Origin of the sequence: Prosthecobacter gellanilyticus (assembly GCF_007992435.1) — a bacterium.
Taxonomy (GTDB): Bacteria; Verrucomicrobiota; Verrucomicrobiia; order Verrucomicrobiales; family Verrucomicrobiaceae; genus Prosthecobacter; species Prosthecobacter gellanilyticus.
The window spans coordinates 37,893-54,112 of the sequence record NZ_BKAG01000025.1; the positions used below are offsets into that span (position 1 = coordinate 37,893).

General features: G+C 60.1%; 13 protein-coding genes. 8 read left to right on the top strand and 5 right to left on the bottom strand.

Going from position 1 to position 16,220, the window contains the following annotated elements:
- Positions 1-40 precede the first annotated feature (40 nt).
- On the top strand, positions 41-2,476 hold the full coding sequence (locus BGE01nite_RS16785; RefSeq protein WP_170266844.1) for an SHD1 domain-containing protein: 2,436 nt from the start codon (positions 41-43) through the stop codon (positions 2,474-2,476).
- Positions 2,477-2,563: 87 nt separating this feature from the next.
- Here the strand turns inward: BGE01nite_RS16785 and BGE01nite_RS16790 are convergent, their stop codons facing one another.
- Complete coding sequence (locus tag BGE01nite_RS16790) at positions 2,564-3,916, bottom strand: C39 family peptidase (RefSeq protein ID WP_146851662.1); 1,353 nt, start codon at positions 3,914-3,916, stop codon at positions 2,564-2,566.
- 200 nt (positions 3,917-4,116) lie between these two features.
- Between BGE01nite_RS16790 and BGE01nite_RS16795 the strand changes: the two genes are divergently transcribed.
- The 4 genes from BGE01nite_RS16795 to BGE01nite_RS16810 are packed head-to-tail and all read left to right on the top strand — an operon-like array spanning position 4,117 to position 10,845.
- Positions 4,117-4,794: a response regulator transcription factor gene (locus BGE01nite_RS16795; protein WP_146851665.1), complete on the top strand. Its 678-nt coding sequence runs from the start codon at positions 4,117-4,119 to the stop codon at positions 4,792-4,794.
- Positions 4,791-6,167 carry a sensor histidine kinase gene (locus BGE01nite_RS16800; RefSeq protein ID WP_146851668.1) on the top strand — a complete coding sequence of 459 codons (1,377 nt, stop codon included), beginning with the start codon at positions 4,791-4,793 and terminating at the stop codon, positions 6,165-6,167. The genes BGE01nite_RS16795 and BGE01nite_RS16800 overlap by 4 nt, the downstream gene beginning before the upstream one ends.
- A 48-nt stretch (positions 6,168-6,215) precedes the next feature.
- Positions 6,216-9,437, top strand: coding sequence for a DUF1553 domain-containing protein (locus tag BGE01nite_RS16805; RefSeq protein ID WP_146851670.1), 3,222 nt, complete (start codon positions 6,216-6,218; stop codon positions 9,435-9,437).
- Positions 9,438-9,459: 22 nt separating this feature from the next.
- Positions 9,460-10,845 carry a DUF1501 domain-containing protein gene (locus BGE01nite_RS16810; RefSeq protein ID WP_146851673.1) on the top strand — a complete coding sequence of 462 codons (1,386 nt, stop codon included), beginning with the start codon at positions 9,460-9,462 and terminating at the stop codon, positions 10,843-10,845.
- 138 nt (positions 10,846-10,983) lie between these two features.
- On the opposite strand, the gene BGE01nite_RS16815 is transcribed toward BGE01nite_RS16810, so the two are convergent.
- Positions 10,984-11,277, bottom strand: a complete 294-nt coding sequence (locus tag BGE01nite_RS16815; RefSeq protein ID WP_146851775.1) for an EF-hand domain-containing protein — start codon at positions 11,275-11,277, stop codon at positions 10,984-10,986.
- 121 nt (positions 11,278-11,398) lie between these two features.
- The gene (locus tag BGE01nite_RS16820; RefSeq protein ID WP_146851675.1) at positions 11,399-12,148 is read right to left on the bottom strand and encodes a HesA/MoeB/ThiF family protein; all 750 of its coding nucleotides are present in this window, start codon (positions 12,146-12,148) and stop codon (positions 11,399-11,401) included.
- A 93-nt stretch (positions 12,149-12,241) separates the two neighbouring features.
- Between BGE01nite_RS16820 and BGE01nite_RS16825 the strand changes: the two genes are divergently transcribed.
- The 3 genes from BGE01nite_RS16825 to BGE01nite_RS16835 all read left to right on the top strand — a co-directional run bounded on the left by BGE01nite_RS16825 (position 12,242) and on the right by BGE01nite_RS16835 (position 14,914).
- Complete coding sequence (locus BGE01nite_RS16825) at positions 12,242-13,066, top strand: hypothetical protein (RefSeq protein ID WP_146851678.1); 825 nt, start codon at positions 12,242-12,244, stop codon at positions 13,064-13,066.
- A 39-nt stretch (positions 13,067-13,105) separates the two neighbouring features.
- Positions 13,106-13,546, top strand: a complete 441-nt coding sequence (locus BGE01nite_RS16830) for a hypothetical protein (RefSeq protein ID WP_146851680.1) — start codon at positions 13,106-13,108, stop codon at positions 13,544-13,546.
- 63 nt (positions 13,547-13,609) lie between these two features.
- Positions 13,610-14,914, top strand: a complete 1,305-nt coding sequence (locus tag BGE01nite_RS16835; protein ID WP_146851683.1) for a PQQ-binding-like beta-propeller repeat protein — start codon at positions 13,610-13,612, stop codon at positions 14,912-14,914.
- Between the two features lie 87 nt (positions 14,915-15,001).
- On the opposite strand, the gene BGE01nite_RS16840 is transcribed toward BGE01nite_RS16835, so the two are convergent.
- Positions 15,002-15,421 (bottom strand): response regulator, encoded by a 420-nt coding sequence (locus BGE01nite_RS16840; protein WP_146851686.1) that lies wholly within the window; start codon positions 15,419-15,421, stop codon positions 15,002-15,004.
- 102 nt (positions 15,422-15,523) lie between these two features.
- A complete protein-coding gene (locus BGE01nite_RS16845; protein ID WP_146851688.1) occupies positions 15,524-16,156 on the bottom strand; it encodes an N-acetylmuramoyl-L-alanine amidase family protein in 633 nt (210 codons plus the stop codon).
- Positions 16,157-16,220 lie beyond the last annotated feature (64 nt).

The window sequence follows — 16,220 nt, forward strand, 5'->3', positions numbered from 1 at the left end:
CGGACTATCCATTCCACCCCCGCCTCCAACCACCGTGGTTATGAAAGTGATCCCCTCCACCCATGTCGCCGCCGCTCTTCTGCTGGCTCTAGCCGTGCCTGCTTCAGCTGAAGTACGCAAATGGACCAGCAAAGCTGGAACGTCCCTGGACGCTGAGATGACGGGGGTGGATCTTGCCGCACGTACGGTCACCCTGAAGAAGGCGGATGGCTCGATCATCAGCATTCCAATCGATGCCCTTTCGGATGCGGACAAGGCTTATGCTGCGGCTGAATGGAAGAAGCTGCAGGCTGCGCCTGCGGGAACTACCCCTACGCCTGCGGCAGGGACGACCTCCACAGCCCCGACCGTGACCCCGGTCGCCGGACCAGGGGCTCCACCATCTCAGGCGGTCCAGATGGTCCCAGGTGCCCCGGCTGCGCCTGCTGCACCAGCCCCGGCTCCTGCCGCCCCGGCGGCTCCCGCGAAGCCTGCCCCGCCACGTCCGGCGCTGACGATCACACCCGTCAAAGGTTTCAAGGCTCCCAACACGGCGGACTACATCGCCAAAGTGCTGAAAACCCGCCCGCGCTTGATTCATGCCCAGCCCGGTTGGGATCATCTGAAGGGGCTCATCGCCACGGACCCGCTTTACGCGAAGATGGTGGCAAACCTGAAAGCGGGTGGCGAGAAGCTGCTTGAGACGCCTGAGCTCACTCGCGTGTTTGGTGAGCAGCGCAGCCCTGTGACCCCAGGTTCGAAGGCGCTGTTCCGCATGGCTACTCTGGGTGCTCTGCATTTCCTGGATGGCGATCCCCGCTGGAAGGAGCGCGGCATCCGCGAGATGGTGGCGATCACGGACCCTGCCACCTTCCAGAACTGGTATGTGGATGAGCCTGCCGTCACGGCGGACTTCCTCATCGCCGCATCCCTGGGCTACGACTATTTCAAAGACGGCTTCACGGCGAAGCAGCTCACGGACATCAAGACCTACATGATTGAGAAGGGCATTGGTGCTCTCGCCGCGAGGATCAAGGGAGACCCCATACCGGAAAGTGCCCGTGGCAAGGCGGCCGGCGTGGAGGACGCCGCCAAGGCCAAGGCACCCGCCAAGGGAGCTCCGAAAAAAGCTGAGGATGACGGTCCGCCCGACTCTGAGCACATGGCCATGGCTTCGGCACTGATCCTCTCCGCCATCTGCTTGGTGGATGACGATGCTGGTGCCGCCCGTCAGGCTGTCGATGGAGCTGCCAAGGTGTTTGGCAAAGGCATGGTCGAATTTGCTCCAGCGGGAATCTGGCCTGAGGGAATGGAGGCCGGTGAGCATGTGCTGGATTACGCGATCATGGTCCTGCAGACCTTGAAGACAAATGCTGGAAGCGACTTTGGTTTCAGCATGCTGGAGGGCCTGCCCCAAGCCGGTCTGGCCCGCCTGCATCTCGTGGGTCCGACTGGATCTCTGTTTAACTATGGCGACACCGGAGGCACCGCTCTCACCCGTCCATGGGTTTCGACGTGGCTGGCTGGTGTGCACGGGAACCTCGGACAGAAGGCCCTCACGGCGGGCAGTGCCCCAGGCACAGAAACAGCCTTCCTGAACCTGGCGGGTCACGTGATGTACTACAATCCGTATGCAGCGGGGGATGGCACACCTGACTCCATGGACTACGGTGTTGCGGGCGGTCAGATCGCTGCGCTGCGCTCTGCCTGGGATCGTAATGCCTTCTACGTGGCGCTGAAGGGTGGAGACAACGCCATCCGCACCTCACAGCTTGATCTCGGAACCTTTATCCTGGATGCAGCTGGCAAGCGCTGGGCCATCGAGCTGGGTGAGGAGTCTGACCGCGCTCCAGGGCTGGATCCGAATGCTGCGGACCGCACGAAGCGCTACCAGCTTTATGTTGAAGGCACTCCTGGACAGAACACCCTGGAGATCGGCCAGCAGGAAGAACCACCTCCTGCGAAGAAGGGCGCTCCTCCACCGAAGCCGGTGATCAGCACCAACCAGAGCCTGGATGGCAAGTCTGCCGTGACCTTTATGAAAAGCGCGGAAGGAGTCGGCATGGCGGCAGTGGACCTGAAGGATGCCTACTCAAAAGTGGCGAAGGAAGCTCACCGCGGTGTCATGCTGGTGCGGGGCGCCAAACCCTATGTGCTTCTTCAGGATGATCTGATCGTCAAAAACAACACGCCCGTCACCTGGAAGATGCACACCAAGGCCACCGTGGCCGTGAATGGCAAGACTGCCACGCTGACCGATGCGAAGGACACGATGCACGCGGTGATTCTTTCCCCGGAAGGGGCCACCTTCCTGACGGAAGATGCTCCGGAGCCTCCAAGCGACCAGCAGAAGAGCATGAAGGGCATCCGCGTGTTGAAGGTCTCCCTCGGTGAGGTGAAAGGGCCGCATACCATCAGCATCGCCTTCACCATGGGTGAGCCGCTGGCCGTGGCGCCTCCGGTCAATCCGGTGGTAAGCTGGCCTGGTAAGAAGTGAGCCGATCTCCAGACAGAGAAATGTGATTCAGCAAAAAAGGCAGGCGTCACCGCCTGCCTTTTTTGTTTCTTCTTCTTGCCGCTTTGTTCAGCGTGCGCGCGGCTGCATGTAGTACAGGCCGTTGGTCATGGTGTAGGCATTCGCCAGCGGCATGCGCTTCAGAGCGTGGTCGGCACCCCAAGAGTCAGAGTAGAGAGCCTCGCCGGTCTTGACATTATAACCAATGATGAGGCGCATGTGGCCGCCACTGGCCTGCGGGATTTCCTTCTCTGGCAGCAGGCCGAGAGAGACGCTCCACATGACCGGGATGCCTTGATCAATCAGCCCGGCGATGGTGCGCTGGAACTTGCCGTAACCGGAGCGGTCGCGCTCGGTGCGGGCCACCTTGAGGATCTCGCCATCCATCTGCCCGATGATCTCATTGATGTAGATCGTGCCGCCGCGGGGGCTGGCATCCACCTCGGGCTTCTTCGCCTTCTTGGCCTCCTTGTTGTAGTCGCCCACCTTGTCCATGAACTTCTTGAAGTCCCAGTCCTCGATCACGCGGACGCTGACGCCCATGCGACCCTCGAGCTTGTTCAGCGCGGCGAGCATCTTGTCCGGGCTGGTGCCTCCACCATCACTGGTATCTGCCACCTGGGCCATCTCATGCTGGTCCACCGGGATGCCGTAGTACTTAAAAACTCGTTCGGCGGTGGCCACGGCGCAGTAGCCCTTGGGACCCTGGTCCACCATCGGTACATTCGCGATGACCACATCACCGCTGGCTTCATCCCGTTTCACATTCGCGGTTAGGCTGCTGCGACCCACGGCAGTGGTGGTGCCGGCGGTGGAGGTGGCTGCCATGGCGCCTCGGCCTGCCGCGCCCACGTTCGCCACACGGAGGCGGATGAACTCGGCGCGGAAAGGGATGTCGCGGCTCTTCATCTCGCGCTGATAGCTGTACTCCAGCAGGTAGGCACTGGGTGCCTTCATCCAGACCAGACCTTCCGCGGCCACGGCACTGGACTTGTCCTTCCCGCGCTCCGTGGGAGTCACGCCCAGTTTCTTGGAGATGCCATCACGCAACTCATTCACGCGCGTCTCGAACTGGTCGCGCGTGCTGATGAGAGACTCAGCATCTCCACGGTTGTAGATGGAGAAGGTCAGCTTGGCCGGATTGCCTTCGGTCGTGAATTCGATGATGGCTTCGTTGAGCTTGATGGCACCTCCCCAGAGGCTGAGGCCCGGGCCGAAGAAGCGTGCCTGATCCTTGCGTTCCGAAAGCCAGTCAAAGCGCGTGGCCTTGAACTTTTCCTCAAACTGGGCCGCATTCATCTGCCAGGCTGCGTCTCCGGTGAGAAGGTCATCAAGGGGCCGGGCCGGGCCTGAAGTGTCCTGGGCGGACGCGATGGCGAGAGTGAGCGCCAGAAAGGTGGAGACGAGGGGCAGGGATTTCATGGTGGGGAGAAACTGCGGTCACAGGTTAGTCAGCAGGCATGCCAGATGTCCAGACTGGAGTGGTGAGCCTTCTTCGTTTCTGACAGCAAAGCCACCCTCATGGCCTGCATGGGGAAAGGAGGTGACAGCTCTCAGTAAAAAGATTTTCATGCGCTAATGTTCCCCTAATGTTGGGAGTCGACATTTCCTGCCCTCAACTCATGCGTATTTTGATCGTCGAAGATTCCGCACTCATCCGCAATCCGGTGACGAAGGCGCTCAAGGCTTCAGGGTATGCGGTGGATGCCGCCGAAGATGGAACGGAGGGGTGGCAGATGACGCTGGATCATGATTACGATGTGATCATCCTCGACATTATGCTTCCCGGCATGGACGGGCGGGAGATTCTGCGGCGGCTGCGCGCGGCTGGCAACGAAACGCCGGTTTTGTTCCTGACAGCGAAGGATGCGGTTGGCGACCGTGTAGCCGGCTTGAAGCTAGGCGCGGATGACTACCTGACGAAATCCTTTGCGATCGAGGAGCTTCTGGCCCGCGTGGAAGTGCTCGGACGGAGAAAGTATGCGAAGCGTTCACACCTCCTTGTCGCCGGGGATCTGGAGCTGGATCAGGCGGCGAAGACCGTCCGGCGCGGCGGCTGCGAAGTCAGTCTCAAGCCCCAGCTCTTCGCGCTGCTCGAGTATCTGCTTTTGCGGAAAGGCCAGGTAGTCTCGCGAACGGAGATTGAAGAGCACATCTATGATGAACAAGCATCGCCAATGAGCAATGTCGTGGACGCGGCGGTGTGCACTCTGCGCCGGGCGATTACCCTTTCCGACAACAGCGCGCCCATTATCCACACGCGGCGCGGGATGGGTTACGTCGTTCTTGAACCCCGATGAAAAGTATTCGTGCCCAGCTTCTCGGATGGCTTCTGCCCGGCTTCGCGGTGGTATGCGCCAGTGCCAGTCTAGGGGTCTATTATTGGGGAAAGCAGGCCATTGAGGCAGACCTCGATGCGCGCCTTGGCAGGCTCTCAGGCTCGGCGCGGCTAGCCCTGCGTAATCAGATGACCGCCGGTGGCGGCGGAACACGCACGCCTGGTCTGCGGGCTTTCCTGGCCAAGGAAGAGTTTCAGTCGTCCGGCCAGTATTTTGAGTTGTGGACAGTCGCCGGGAGTACGGAGCGCCGGTCGCCCAACCTCGGCGACGCGGATTTACCCCGCCCTACCGTGCTGGCCCGCGACGCCGTTCGCTATGACGGCACGCTGAATAGTGGCGATCGGGTCCGGATCAGCGCCATGCAGTTCCCTCAAGGCGGCGGAATGCCACCACTGGAGTTTGCCGTCGCCATCAGTCGGAGCGAGGGGGAGGCTCGATTGTCCCGACTTTTAAGGGACTTGGCGATTGGCGCTGTCGGTTGCTGCGCCGTGCTTTGTTTGCTGCAAGTGCTCGCCTTGCGCCATGCCATGCGTCCGCTTGGCCAGGTGGGTGAGCAAGCAGCGGCGATGGAGGCCGGATCACTGCATGAGCGGTTCGCCTTGGAAGATATGCCCCTGGAAGTCGTGCCCATCGTGGAGCGACTGAATGATCTCATGGCGAGAAGAGAGGAAGGCTTTGAGCGTGAGCGCCAGTTCAGCAGCTATCTGGCGCACGAACTACGCACTCCGCTCGCCGGGATCCGATCAACCAGCGAAGTGGCGGCAAAGTGGCCAGACCAGTCCTCTCCGGACGACTTTCGTCTCATCGCGCAGGCTGCGGCACGTCTTCAGCAAACGGTGGAAAGTCTCCTGATCCTATCCCGCCTGGAAACTTCCTCAGCTGACATCACGATCGAGGTGGTGGCCTTGCGCCCCATTATCGAGGAGTGCCTCGCGCTGCACAGCGGCCGAGCTGAGCAGCGCGATTTAAAGTTCGCCACGCAGCTCGAACGATCGCCTACTTTGGAGACCGATCCCCGCCTGCTGCGCATTGTTGTCACCAACCTCATCGCCAACGCCACGGAGTACGCGCCACTGGGAAGCGAAATCGTCATAGCAGCGACGGACACAGACCCGTTTTTGCGAGTCGGCAACCTCGCCCCCGATCTCACTCCCGACGACATCCTCCGGCTTTTCGATCGACTCTGGCGAAAGGATGCCACGCGCAGCGACGCCGCTCACACAGGCCTTGGGCTTTCCATTGCGCGCAGCTGCGCCCTGGCCCTGGGATTCACGCTCACTGCCGAGCTGGATGGAGGCGGTGTGATAGAGATGTCTCTGTGCCGCGAAAAATAATTCTCCACGCTAATCTTCTGCTAATCTTCGGTGTGCCATGCTGGGTGGATGAAACGGCTATTCGTCTTCCTTCCAGCACTCACCATCCTGTCCGGCCCTGCCGCCACGGCCCAATCACCCAGTTCACGGCCTGTGCCTGCGCTGGACGATGCGTTCACACGAGTGGATGCCAACAAAGATGGAAAGCTCGACGCGCAGGAGTTCGCGAGATTCATCGAACGTTCGCGCTCGATGAAGGGGGCGAATGCGGAGGAGGTCTTCGGCAAGCTCGATACCCATAAAGATGCGGGGCTCACGTTGGAAGAGTTTAGAAAGGTTACAGCGATTTCGCGGGGTAGCCCTGCGCCACCATCTGCGAAACCAGAGCCTGCCCCGACAAAGCCTGAGACCGAGCCAACCACACCGACCAAGACTCCACCACCCACTTCCCGGCCGGTGCCCGCGCTGGACGAAGCGTTCACGCGCGTGGATGCCAACAAGGATGGAAAGCTCGACTCGCAGGAGTTCGCGAGATTCATCGAGCGTTCGCGCTCCATGAGCGGCGCGAATGCAGCGGAGGTCTTCGGCAAGCTCGATACCAACAAAGATGGAGCGCTTACGGTGGAGGAATTCAGAGGGGTCACGGGGATTACTCGCGGCAGTCCTGCTCCGGCTCCAAAACCCGAGCCCATTCCGACGAAACCTGCTCCAACGGCGTCCACTGTCGAGAAGGCCCCTACTGCTGAAGGTCTGACGTTCTTCGAGAAGAAGATCCGACCCGTGCTGGCCGACAAATGTTACAAATGCCACTCATCGGACGAGGGAAAAGTCAAAGGCGGACTGGTGCTGGACACACGCGATGGTACTCGCGCGGGCGGCGATTCCGGCCATGCCGTGGTGCCGGGCGATGTGGAGGCTAGCTTGCTGATCAAGGCCATTCGTTACCATGACAAGGACCTCGCGATGCCGCCGGAAAAATCAGGAGGGAAGCTCGCAGACGATGTGATCAAAGACTTCGAGACATGGGTGCAATTTGGCGCCCCGGATCCTCGCACGGGCGAGTCGAAAGTAGCGAGGAAGGCGGACACATGGACGACGGCCATGGAATGGTGGGCGTGGCAGCCGCCCAAGAAATCGCCAGCGCCGGAGGTGAAGGACGCTGCGTGGCCGCGAAATGACATGGACCGTTTTCTTCTTTCCGCGCTCGAAGCGAAAGGACTGAAGCCGGTGTCTGATGCAGACAAGCTTACTTTGCTGAGGCGTGTGACCTTTGATCTCACGGGCTTGCCGCCGACTCCGCAGGAGGTCAGCGCATTTTTCAGCGACAGCTCGCCCGATGCCTTCAAGAAGGTGGTGGACCGCTTGCTTGAGTCACGGCAGTTTGGCGAAAAATTTGGCCGCCACTGGCTCGACGTAGCTCGGTATGCGGAGAGCACGGGCAAGGACATTAACCTCGCCTTCCCCAATGCCTGGCGCTATCGCGACTATGTCATCGCGGCGTTCAACAAGGACAAGCCTTATGACCAGTTCCTGCGCGAGCAACTCGCTGGAGACCTGCTTCCAGCCAGGGACGACAAACAACGTGCCGAGCAACTCATCGCCACTGGATTCCTCGCGATTGGCACCAAGAGCGTGAATCAGGCGAACGCGCGGCAGTTCGCGCTCGATCTGGCCGATGAACAGATCGACACCGTCTCGCAATCACTGCTGGGTGTCACGGCGGCATGTGCGCGCTGCCACGATCACAAGTTCGATCCCATCCCGCAGAGCGAATATTATTCCCTGGCAGGCATTTTCCTCTCCACCGATACTCACTACGGCACTTTTTTCGCCGCGCAGAATCGCAGCGCCACGCAGTTGATTGAGCTTCCGAAAGGTGCGGGCGCGCCTGTGCTGCCACGAGTGCTATCAGTGCAGGAGCGCCAGCAAAAGCAGGCCGGACTCGACAAACTGATCAGGGAAACGGACGACTTGGCCAATGCTACTTTCAAGCCGAAGTCCGGTGGCGATCGCAATCCACGCGGTCAGTTGCTGATCCTGTTCCGCATGAATCAAATCGGGCTGCTGGAGTCGGAACTCGGATCATTTGGCCCGGATGGCAAAATGCGTCCGCTGGCGATGGGTGTCACGGATCAGCCTGCGCAGCTCAAAGAAATCCGGTCACGGGGGCGCGAAACACCGCGTTACGAAAACAGCACGCCGGATCAAGCCATCGCCTCGCGCTATCTGGAACGCGACGGGCGCTTCGCGAGGCCGCCCGAGTTTCGCGTCGTTAACGAGTCACCCGTGTTCGACCGTGGAGACGTGAACAAGCCGGGCGAGACAGTGCCGCGCGGCTTCCTCTCAGTGCTTACACACCAGCCACCGCCGAAACTGCCCGCCACGAGCAGCGGACGTCGCGAGCTGGCCGAATGGATGCTGTCAGAGAGCAACCCGCTTACTGCCCGTGTGATGGTGAACCGCGTGTGGCTATGGCTGTTTGGGCAGGGTCTCGTCAACACGCCTGACAACTTCGGCACGACAGGCAACAAGCCGGCCAATCAGGCGCTGCTCGACTCGCTTGCCGTGACGTTCCGCGAAGGACGGTGGTCGGTGAAACAGTTGGTTCGCGAAATCGTCCTGAGCCGCGCCTACCAGCTCTCTTCCACCTACGACGAAGCTAACTTCGCCGCCGATCCAGAAAACACCCTTGTCTGGCGCATGAGCAAGCGGCGGCTCGATGCCGAAGCGATCCGTGACGCGATGCTTGCAATTTGCGGTCAACTCGATCTCCGTCCGCGCCTAGGTTCAGCCATTGCGGAGTATGGCAATGGCCCCATCGGACAGTTCAAGCAATACCCTGACGCAGGAGTTCCTGAGGATGTGCTTGTGGAAGCTGGCAGCCTCACTGCCGTGCGTTCGGTCTATCTGCCGATTGCCCGTGAGTTGCTGCCCGATGCACTTGCCGTGTTCGACTTCGCGGAACCAGGCTTCGTCACCGGCAGTCGCGAAACCACCAACGTCCCTTCCCAGGCGCTCTACATGCTGAACTCGCCCTTCATCGCCAATGCTGCGCAAAAGTTCGCTGAGCGTGTGATCGCCACCTATCCCGCAAGCGTGAGCAACCATGCGGCCCAGCGCGTGCAGCTCGCCTATGGGCTTGTGTTCTCCCGCGCTCCCAGCGAGGCCGAACAACATGCAGCTTCCGACTTCTTCGCCAAGTTTCCAAGCACCAATGCTGCTGAGACGACTGCCTGGACATCCTTCTGCCGAGCGCTCTTCGCCAGCGCCGAGTTTCGCTTTCTCAACTAACCGACTTCCCCCGTTGTCCACCATGACCTCTATTGACTATCCTGCCTTCAGTCGTCGCGAGATGCTGAAAACCGCCTCCAGCGGCTTTGGCTATCTTGCCTTTGCGGGCCTCGCCGCACGCGCTGCCGATCAGTCCGCCGTGTCACGCGAGGGGCCGCTGGCACCGAAACAGCCTCACTTTCCTGCACGGGCAAAGCGCGTCATTTTCCTGTGCATGAGGGGCGGGCCAAGTCATGTGGACACCTTCGATTACAAGCCCAAGCTTTCCGCCAAAAGCGGTGCACCCGGCACACGTCCCGGCACCAAACTTCTCGGCTCAAAATGGAACTTCGCGCAGCATGGACAAAGCGGACTCTGGATTTCCGAGCTTTTCCCCAATGTCGCAAACCATGCCGATGAACTCTGCCTGCTGCGCTCCATGCAGACCGATCTGCCCGCGCATCCGCAGGCGTTCCTGCAAATGCATACCGGCTCGTTTCAGTTTGTCCGTCCCTCACTTGGCGCGTGGACTCTCTACGGCCTCGGCACCCATAACGAAAATCTCCCTGGCTTCGTCACGCTGACGCCCCCCGCAGCCTCCGGCGGCGCACAGAACTATGGGTCATCATTCCTCCCCGCGATCTATCAGGGTACGCGCATCGGTTCCGACAATCGCCCCATTGCCAGCGCTCAAATCCGCAACCTCAAGTCACCGCTCACAACTGATGTCCAGCGCGCCGAACTCGATCTGGTGCAGACGCTCAACCGCGCGACCTTGCAGCGCGACCAGTTCAATCCTGCGGTCGAGGGTGTGATCGAGAGCTATGAACTCGCCTTCCGAATGCAGAAGGAAATGCCACAGGTGATGGACCTCTCCAGCGAGACCGAAGCCACGAAAACTCTCTACGGTCTCGACAACGAGGCAACGGCGGACTTCGGTCACAAGTGCCTGCTTGCGCGACGTTTAGTAGAGTCCGGCGTCCGCTTTGTAGAAGTCTCTCATGGTGATTGGGATCAGCACTTCAATCTCTCCAAAACGCTCGGAGCCAACTGCGCCTCGGTCGACCAGCCCATCGCCGGGCTGCTTACCGATCTCAAGCAGCGCGGCCTCCTCAAGGACACGCTGGTGATCTGGGGCGGCGAGTTTGGCCGCACGCCGCACGCACAGGGCACCGATGGACGCGATCACAACAACAAAGCTTTCACCATGTGGATGGCTGGTGGCGGCGTGAAAGGCGGTTTTGCTCACGGTCTAACCGATGACTACGGCTACGAAGCCGTGGAAGATAAAGTCCACGTGCACGACCTTCACGCTACCATCCTGCACCTCCTTGGGCTCGATCACGAGAAGCTGACCTACAACTATGCCGGCCGGGATTTTCGGCTCACGGATGTAAAAGGGAACGTGGTGAAAGAGATCTTGGCTTAGATAACCGAACTGAAGGTTAGAATCATCGTCGCCGGTGACGGCGAATGCAGCCGGGAGGCCTGCAAAAAAGAAGCCGCACTCCTCGCGGAGTGCGGCCTCAGAGATCAGAACCGGTCGTGCTGCCGGCTCAAAGAGGGATTAGGCGTCCTTCTTCTTCTTGCCTGGGGCGGAGAATTCTTCCTTGGTCAGCTTGCCGTCGCTGTCCTTGTCCTTCTTGGCGAAGGAAGCTTCAGCCTTGGCGGCGTCTTTCTTGGCCTGGGGGCTGGCAAGGTATTCTTCCTTGCTGATGGAGCCGTCGCTGTTGGCGTCGAGCTTGGCGAAGATCTTTTCAGGGTCCATCTTTGGCTTCTTGCCTTCTTCCTTCTTCTCGTCAGCGGCGTTCACGAAGGTGGCGATGGCCAGAAGGGAGAGGATAGTGGTGATGACTTTCATGTTACGGATATTTGATGTGGTTTGGTATGGCCTGGGGGCGTTGGCTAAAACCAATCCCTTGCGCGTCTCCCTGAAACGCGAACCTTTCACGACAGTTTCATAAATTTTTTTTAGAATGTGCTCAGGGCAGTTTGCCACACACCTGGCAGTCTTCCCGGCGCGGCAGTTTGACCCGGCGGAAGGACATGCGGGCCAGGTCCATGCAGAGCATCTCTCCGGCGAGAGGCTCGCCCAATCCGGTGATGAGCTTGATCACCTCCATGGCTCCCAGACAGGCGGCGGTGCCGGACACGGCTCCGAAAACCGGGAACTGTCTCGTCCAGGTGGACGGCACCTCCGGCACGTAACAGGCCAGGCAGCCGGTGCGGCCAGGGATGAAGGTGGTCACGCTGGCTTCCATGTTGTGCATGGCGCATTCGACCATGGGCTTTTCCGCCCGGACGGCTGCGGCGTTGAGAGCCAGGCGCTCTTGAAACAAGGGGGCGGCATCCACCACGATGTCTGCCTGCTCGACGAGCTCGTCCGCGTTGTCCGCAGAGGCGTTTTCCGGGATGCCGATGATCTCACAGTCGGGGTTCAGCTCCTGCAGGCGGCGGACGATGGAGTCCATGCGCACCTGCCCCACATGGGCCCGGGTCTGCAGGAGCTGGCGATTGAGATCGGCCATCTTCAAATGCCCGCCATGGGCCAGGACCAGCCTGCCTACTCCAGCGGCGGCAAGTTCCAGCGCCACCAGGCCTCCCAGGCCACCGACTCGTGAGACGAGGACAGAGCTTCCTTTGAGCCGGCGCTGCCCTTCCTCCCCCATGCCAGGGACCCACATTTGCCATTCATAGAGAGCGCGGTCGGTGTCGGTCAGTTCGGGGAGCATGGGTGGGGCCGGTGAACGTCACGAAATAGCAGTATGTTACGCATCCTTCAAACCGGTTGCCTCCGTAAGAATTGACGCTTTGTTTCTTCATCCATGAAACGTTCCTTTTTTCACGCTCTGGTTCTGCTTTCCCTGACCTCGGGCTTTGTCTCCATTCAGACCGCGGGCGCCCAGGCGGCCAAGTCTGGCGTGCAGGAGTTTGATCCCCAGGCCTTCCCCGGACAGGTGGTGGATGACGTGGTGGTACCTGTGCCGAGTGAAGTCTTCAGCGTGCTCGACAAGCTGGGAGAGCCCAACTGGCAGCAGGAGATCCGTAAGATCGATCTGGCCAAGACGGGGGACCGCACCCGGCTGGCGCTGCAATTTGGCATGACCGTGGCCGAGGGCTTTGTGGCCGTGCAGGCTGAGGACAAAGAGACCGTCAAGGACATCGGCCGTGACGTCATCGACCTCGCCACCGGGCTGGGCCTGATCAAGTCCGTGCGTCCGCATGCGCAGGCCATCCTGGATGCGGCTGACAAGGGTGACTGGTCCTCCATCCGCAAGGAGTTCGACCAGACGCAGAAGACCGTGCGTGACACGATGGAGCAGATGAAGGACGCGGACCTTTCCCAGTGCGTGAGCATCGGCGGCTGGCTGCGCGGCACTGCCAGCGTCACCTCCGTGGTGGCCAAGAACTTCTCCGCGGACCGCGCCGAGCTGTTGAACCAGCCGATGCTTGTGGAGCATTTCATCGGTTCCATCAGCAAGATGAGCAGCTCCGTGAAGGATCACGCGACGGTGTCTGACATCTCCAAAGGCCTGAAGAACATTCTGGCCAAAATGGAAGGCGCTGTGGATGGCTTCACCAAAGACTCCGTGCGTGACATCGGCAAGACCAGCGACTCGCTGCTGGACAGCATCAAAGCCGCGAAGTGACCTGACTCTTCCGTCCTGGCTCCCCCATCGAACATCGCCATGATTACACTTTTCAAACTTCGCACAGCTCTCCTTGCAGTTTTCCTGGCTGGCGCCGCGCTGCCCGCCCTAGCCACGGTGGATGACGCGCACAGCTATTCCATGGAGGCTGCTGAATCCTTTGTGGAGCAGGGCTTCATCGTCCGTGAGGAATACTGGAACGGCGAGGTCAAGAGCGCGCAGAAGCTCATGATCAAGCACCAGATGTTCAAGGGGAACGAGTATGCCTTCTGGCTCGGCACCGCGAACGAGGATGTCACCTTTGAGCTCAAGATCTACGATGAAGCTGGCAAGGAAGTCACCATCGATGGCAAGTCCTCCAAGATGTATGCCAGCATGCGGGTGAACCCGCCGAAGACCGGCACTTACACCATCGTCTTCTCGCTGACCTCGAAGAAGGAGTCCGGTCTATTTTGGGCGCTGGCCTACGGCTATCGTTGATCGTCTCCAATGGGGCGCTTTTCGGGCGCAACCATTCGCTCGTCTCGTGGGTTTCATGGTCGCATGAAACCCACGCTTCTTTTGGCGATTGCCGCTACTCTTCCTCATCTTGGCATCGCGGCTGACTGGCCGCGCTTTCTCGGTCCCACCGGGGCTGCTGTGGTGAAGGAGGCTGGTATTCCGACCTCCTGGAGTACCTCGGAGAACATGGCGTGGAAGTTTGACATGCCTGGCCCGGGCTCCTCGAGCCCCATTGTGATCGGGGACAAAATACTGGTGACCTGCTGGACAGGCTATGGCGACCAGCCAGGCAGCAATGACATGAGCAAGCTGGAGCGGCACCTCATTTGTCTGAATCTGGCAGATGGCAAAAAGCTCTGGCAGTCCTCTTTCAAGACTCTGGGTGTGGAAGATGAGTATCAGGGCTTCATCACCGAGCATGGTTATGCCACGAGCACGCCGGTGAGTGATGGTGAGCGCATCTATGTGTTCTTTGGCAAATCAGGGGCGCTGGCCTTTGACATGGATGGCAAGCAGCTCTGGCACACACCGCTGGGCACGGGCTCCAGCGGACGGCGCTGGGGATCCGGTGGCAGCCTCATTCTTTACAAGGACAGTGTCATCGTGAATGCCACGGACGAAAGCCGCGCGCTGGTGGCTCTGGACAAAAAGACGGGCAAAGAACAGTGGCGCGCGGGCGGGGATATGATCGAGCTCGCCTATTCCACACCGAGCATCATTGAGACGAACGGGCGTACGGATCTTGTGTTTCCCATCGCCCAGGAGATCTGGGGGCTGAATCCCGACACGGGCAAGCTGCGCTGGTATGCGAGCCATGGTCTTCCGGGGAATGTGTCTCCTGCGCTGATCCAGGATGGAGATGTGGTGTATCTCTTCGGCGGCTATCCGCAGCAGGGCAGCGCGGCGGTGAAGCTGGGCGGAAGTGGTGATGTGACTTCCTCAAACATCCTGTGGGAAAGCAAGAGCAGCAGCTATGTGCCGACGCCCATCCTGCATGAAGGGCATCTGTATGTGGTGAATGATGCGGGTTTCGCCATCTGCATGGAGGCCAAGACTGGCAAGGACGTCTATCGTGAGCGTGTGATGGAGGGCGGTGGCGGGCGCGGCCGTGGCGGCAAGCCCTTCTATGCTTCTCCAGTGCTCATCGGCGACAAGATCTATGCCGTCTCGCGGCGGAATGGGACTTTCGTCATCGCGGCCAAACCAACTTTTGAAAAACTGGCCACGATTCCGCCGCTGGATGATTCACAGTTTCATGCCACACCTGCGGTGGTGGGGCAGAAGATGCTGCTGCGCAGTGACAAGGCGGTGTACTGCATCAGTGCGGTGAAGGCGAATGTTCCTTGATCATGCATCTAACGTACATTGTTCACGCTTCAGCGTGTTCAATGAACTCCCAAGCACACGCTGAAGCGTGAACAATGCACTTGAGCTTCACTGGTCCTCGGTGGGGCCGCAGGTAACCGTTTCAGCGCGGGCTTTCTGCAGTGCGTCCTGCAGCTTTTCCCGGGTCAGGGGCTTCACCAGATGATCCCGATAGCCGACGGCGGCGCTGGCGCGGATGTCGGCGGGCGATCCATAGCCGCTCATGGCGATGGCATAGAATGGCTTCCGCTTCTGAGTCTGCCGCAGAAGGTCCCAGCCATTGCCATCAGGCAGGCCGATGTCGGACATCAGGACATCAAAGTCGGATTCATAAATGCCATGAAGGGCTCCCTCCATGTTTTCGGCCGTCATGACCTGGTGGCCCATGGTTTCCAGGCATCGTTTCAGGACGTCGAGAGTCTTGGTGTCATTGTCGACGATGAAGACGCGCATCTGTGCCGAGCTGAGGGAGTGCGAGGAGGCAGGCATAAACGCACTTCGTGGCAGGCCAGTTTTCTGGATGTGCCATTGTTAGGCGGAATGCCCGATGCAGCTGTGCTGCGGCTGCCTGCCTATCTGAGGTTCCTCAATTCAGTTTGCCTTCTGATAGGACACGATGCCCTGGGCGATGCCTTCAGCGATGCGGTTGCGGAACTCGCCCGTCATCATGCGGGCGCGCTCGGTGCTGTTGCTCACGAAGCCGCACTCGATCAGCACCGCTGGATTGCGGGTGGTCTCACGAATGACGTGGAAGCTGGCGTGCTTCACGCCGCGATTGATCATGCCGGTGCGCTGCACCAGGTAAGCCTGGATGTAGCCTGCCAGGGTATAACCACGTGTGTGGTAGTAGTAGCTCTCCACGCCCGCGCCGCTGCCGCCGCGGTTGTAATTGTAATGCACGCTGACGAAGATGGCATTGCCGTAGCGGTTGCCCACGGAGGCACGGCCGGACAGCGGAATGAAGACATCACGCGAACGCGTCATGATGACCTTCAGCCCGGCTTTGCGGAGCAGCTGCTCCACACGGCGGGCGGTATCGAGCGCGAGATGCTTTTCATAAACGTAACCGATGGCCGCGCCACGGTCGAAGTCACCATGGCCGGCATCGAGAACCACCGTGTCAAAGGCCCGGGCGAGCGGGGCTGCAAGAGTCAGCAGCAGCACCCAGAGCCAGCAACGCCTGAAACCGGCGGATACGAAGTTGCCTGGAGAAGTGAGAGCCATTGTCGGGAAGGGAGAATTGAGAAAATGGACAAGGACGCAGGCCTCGTGCCATGCCTCCCTTGGT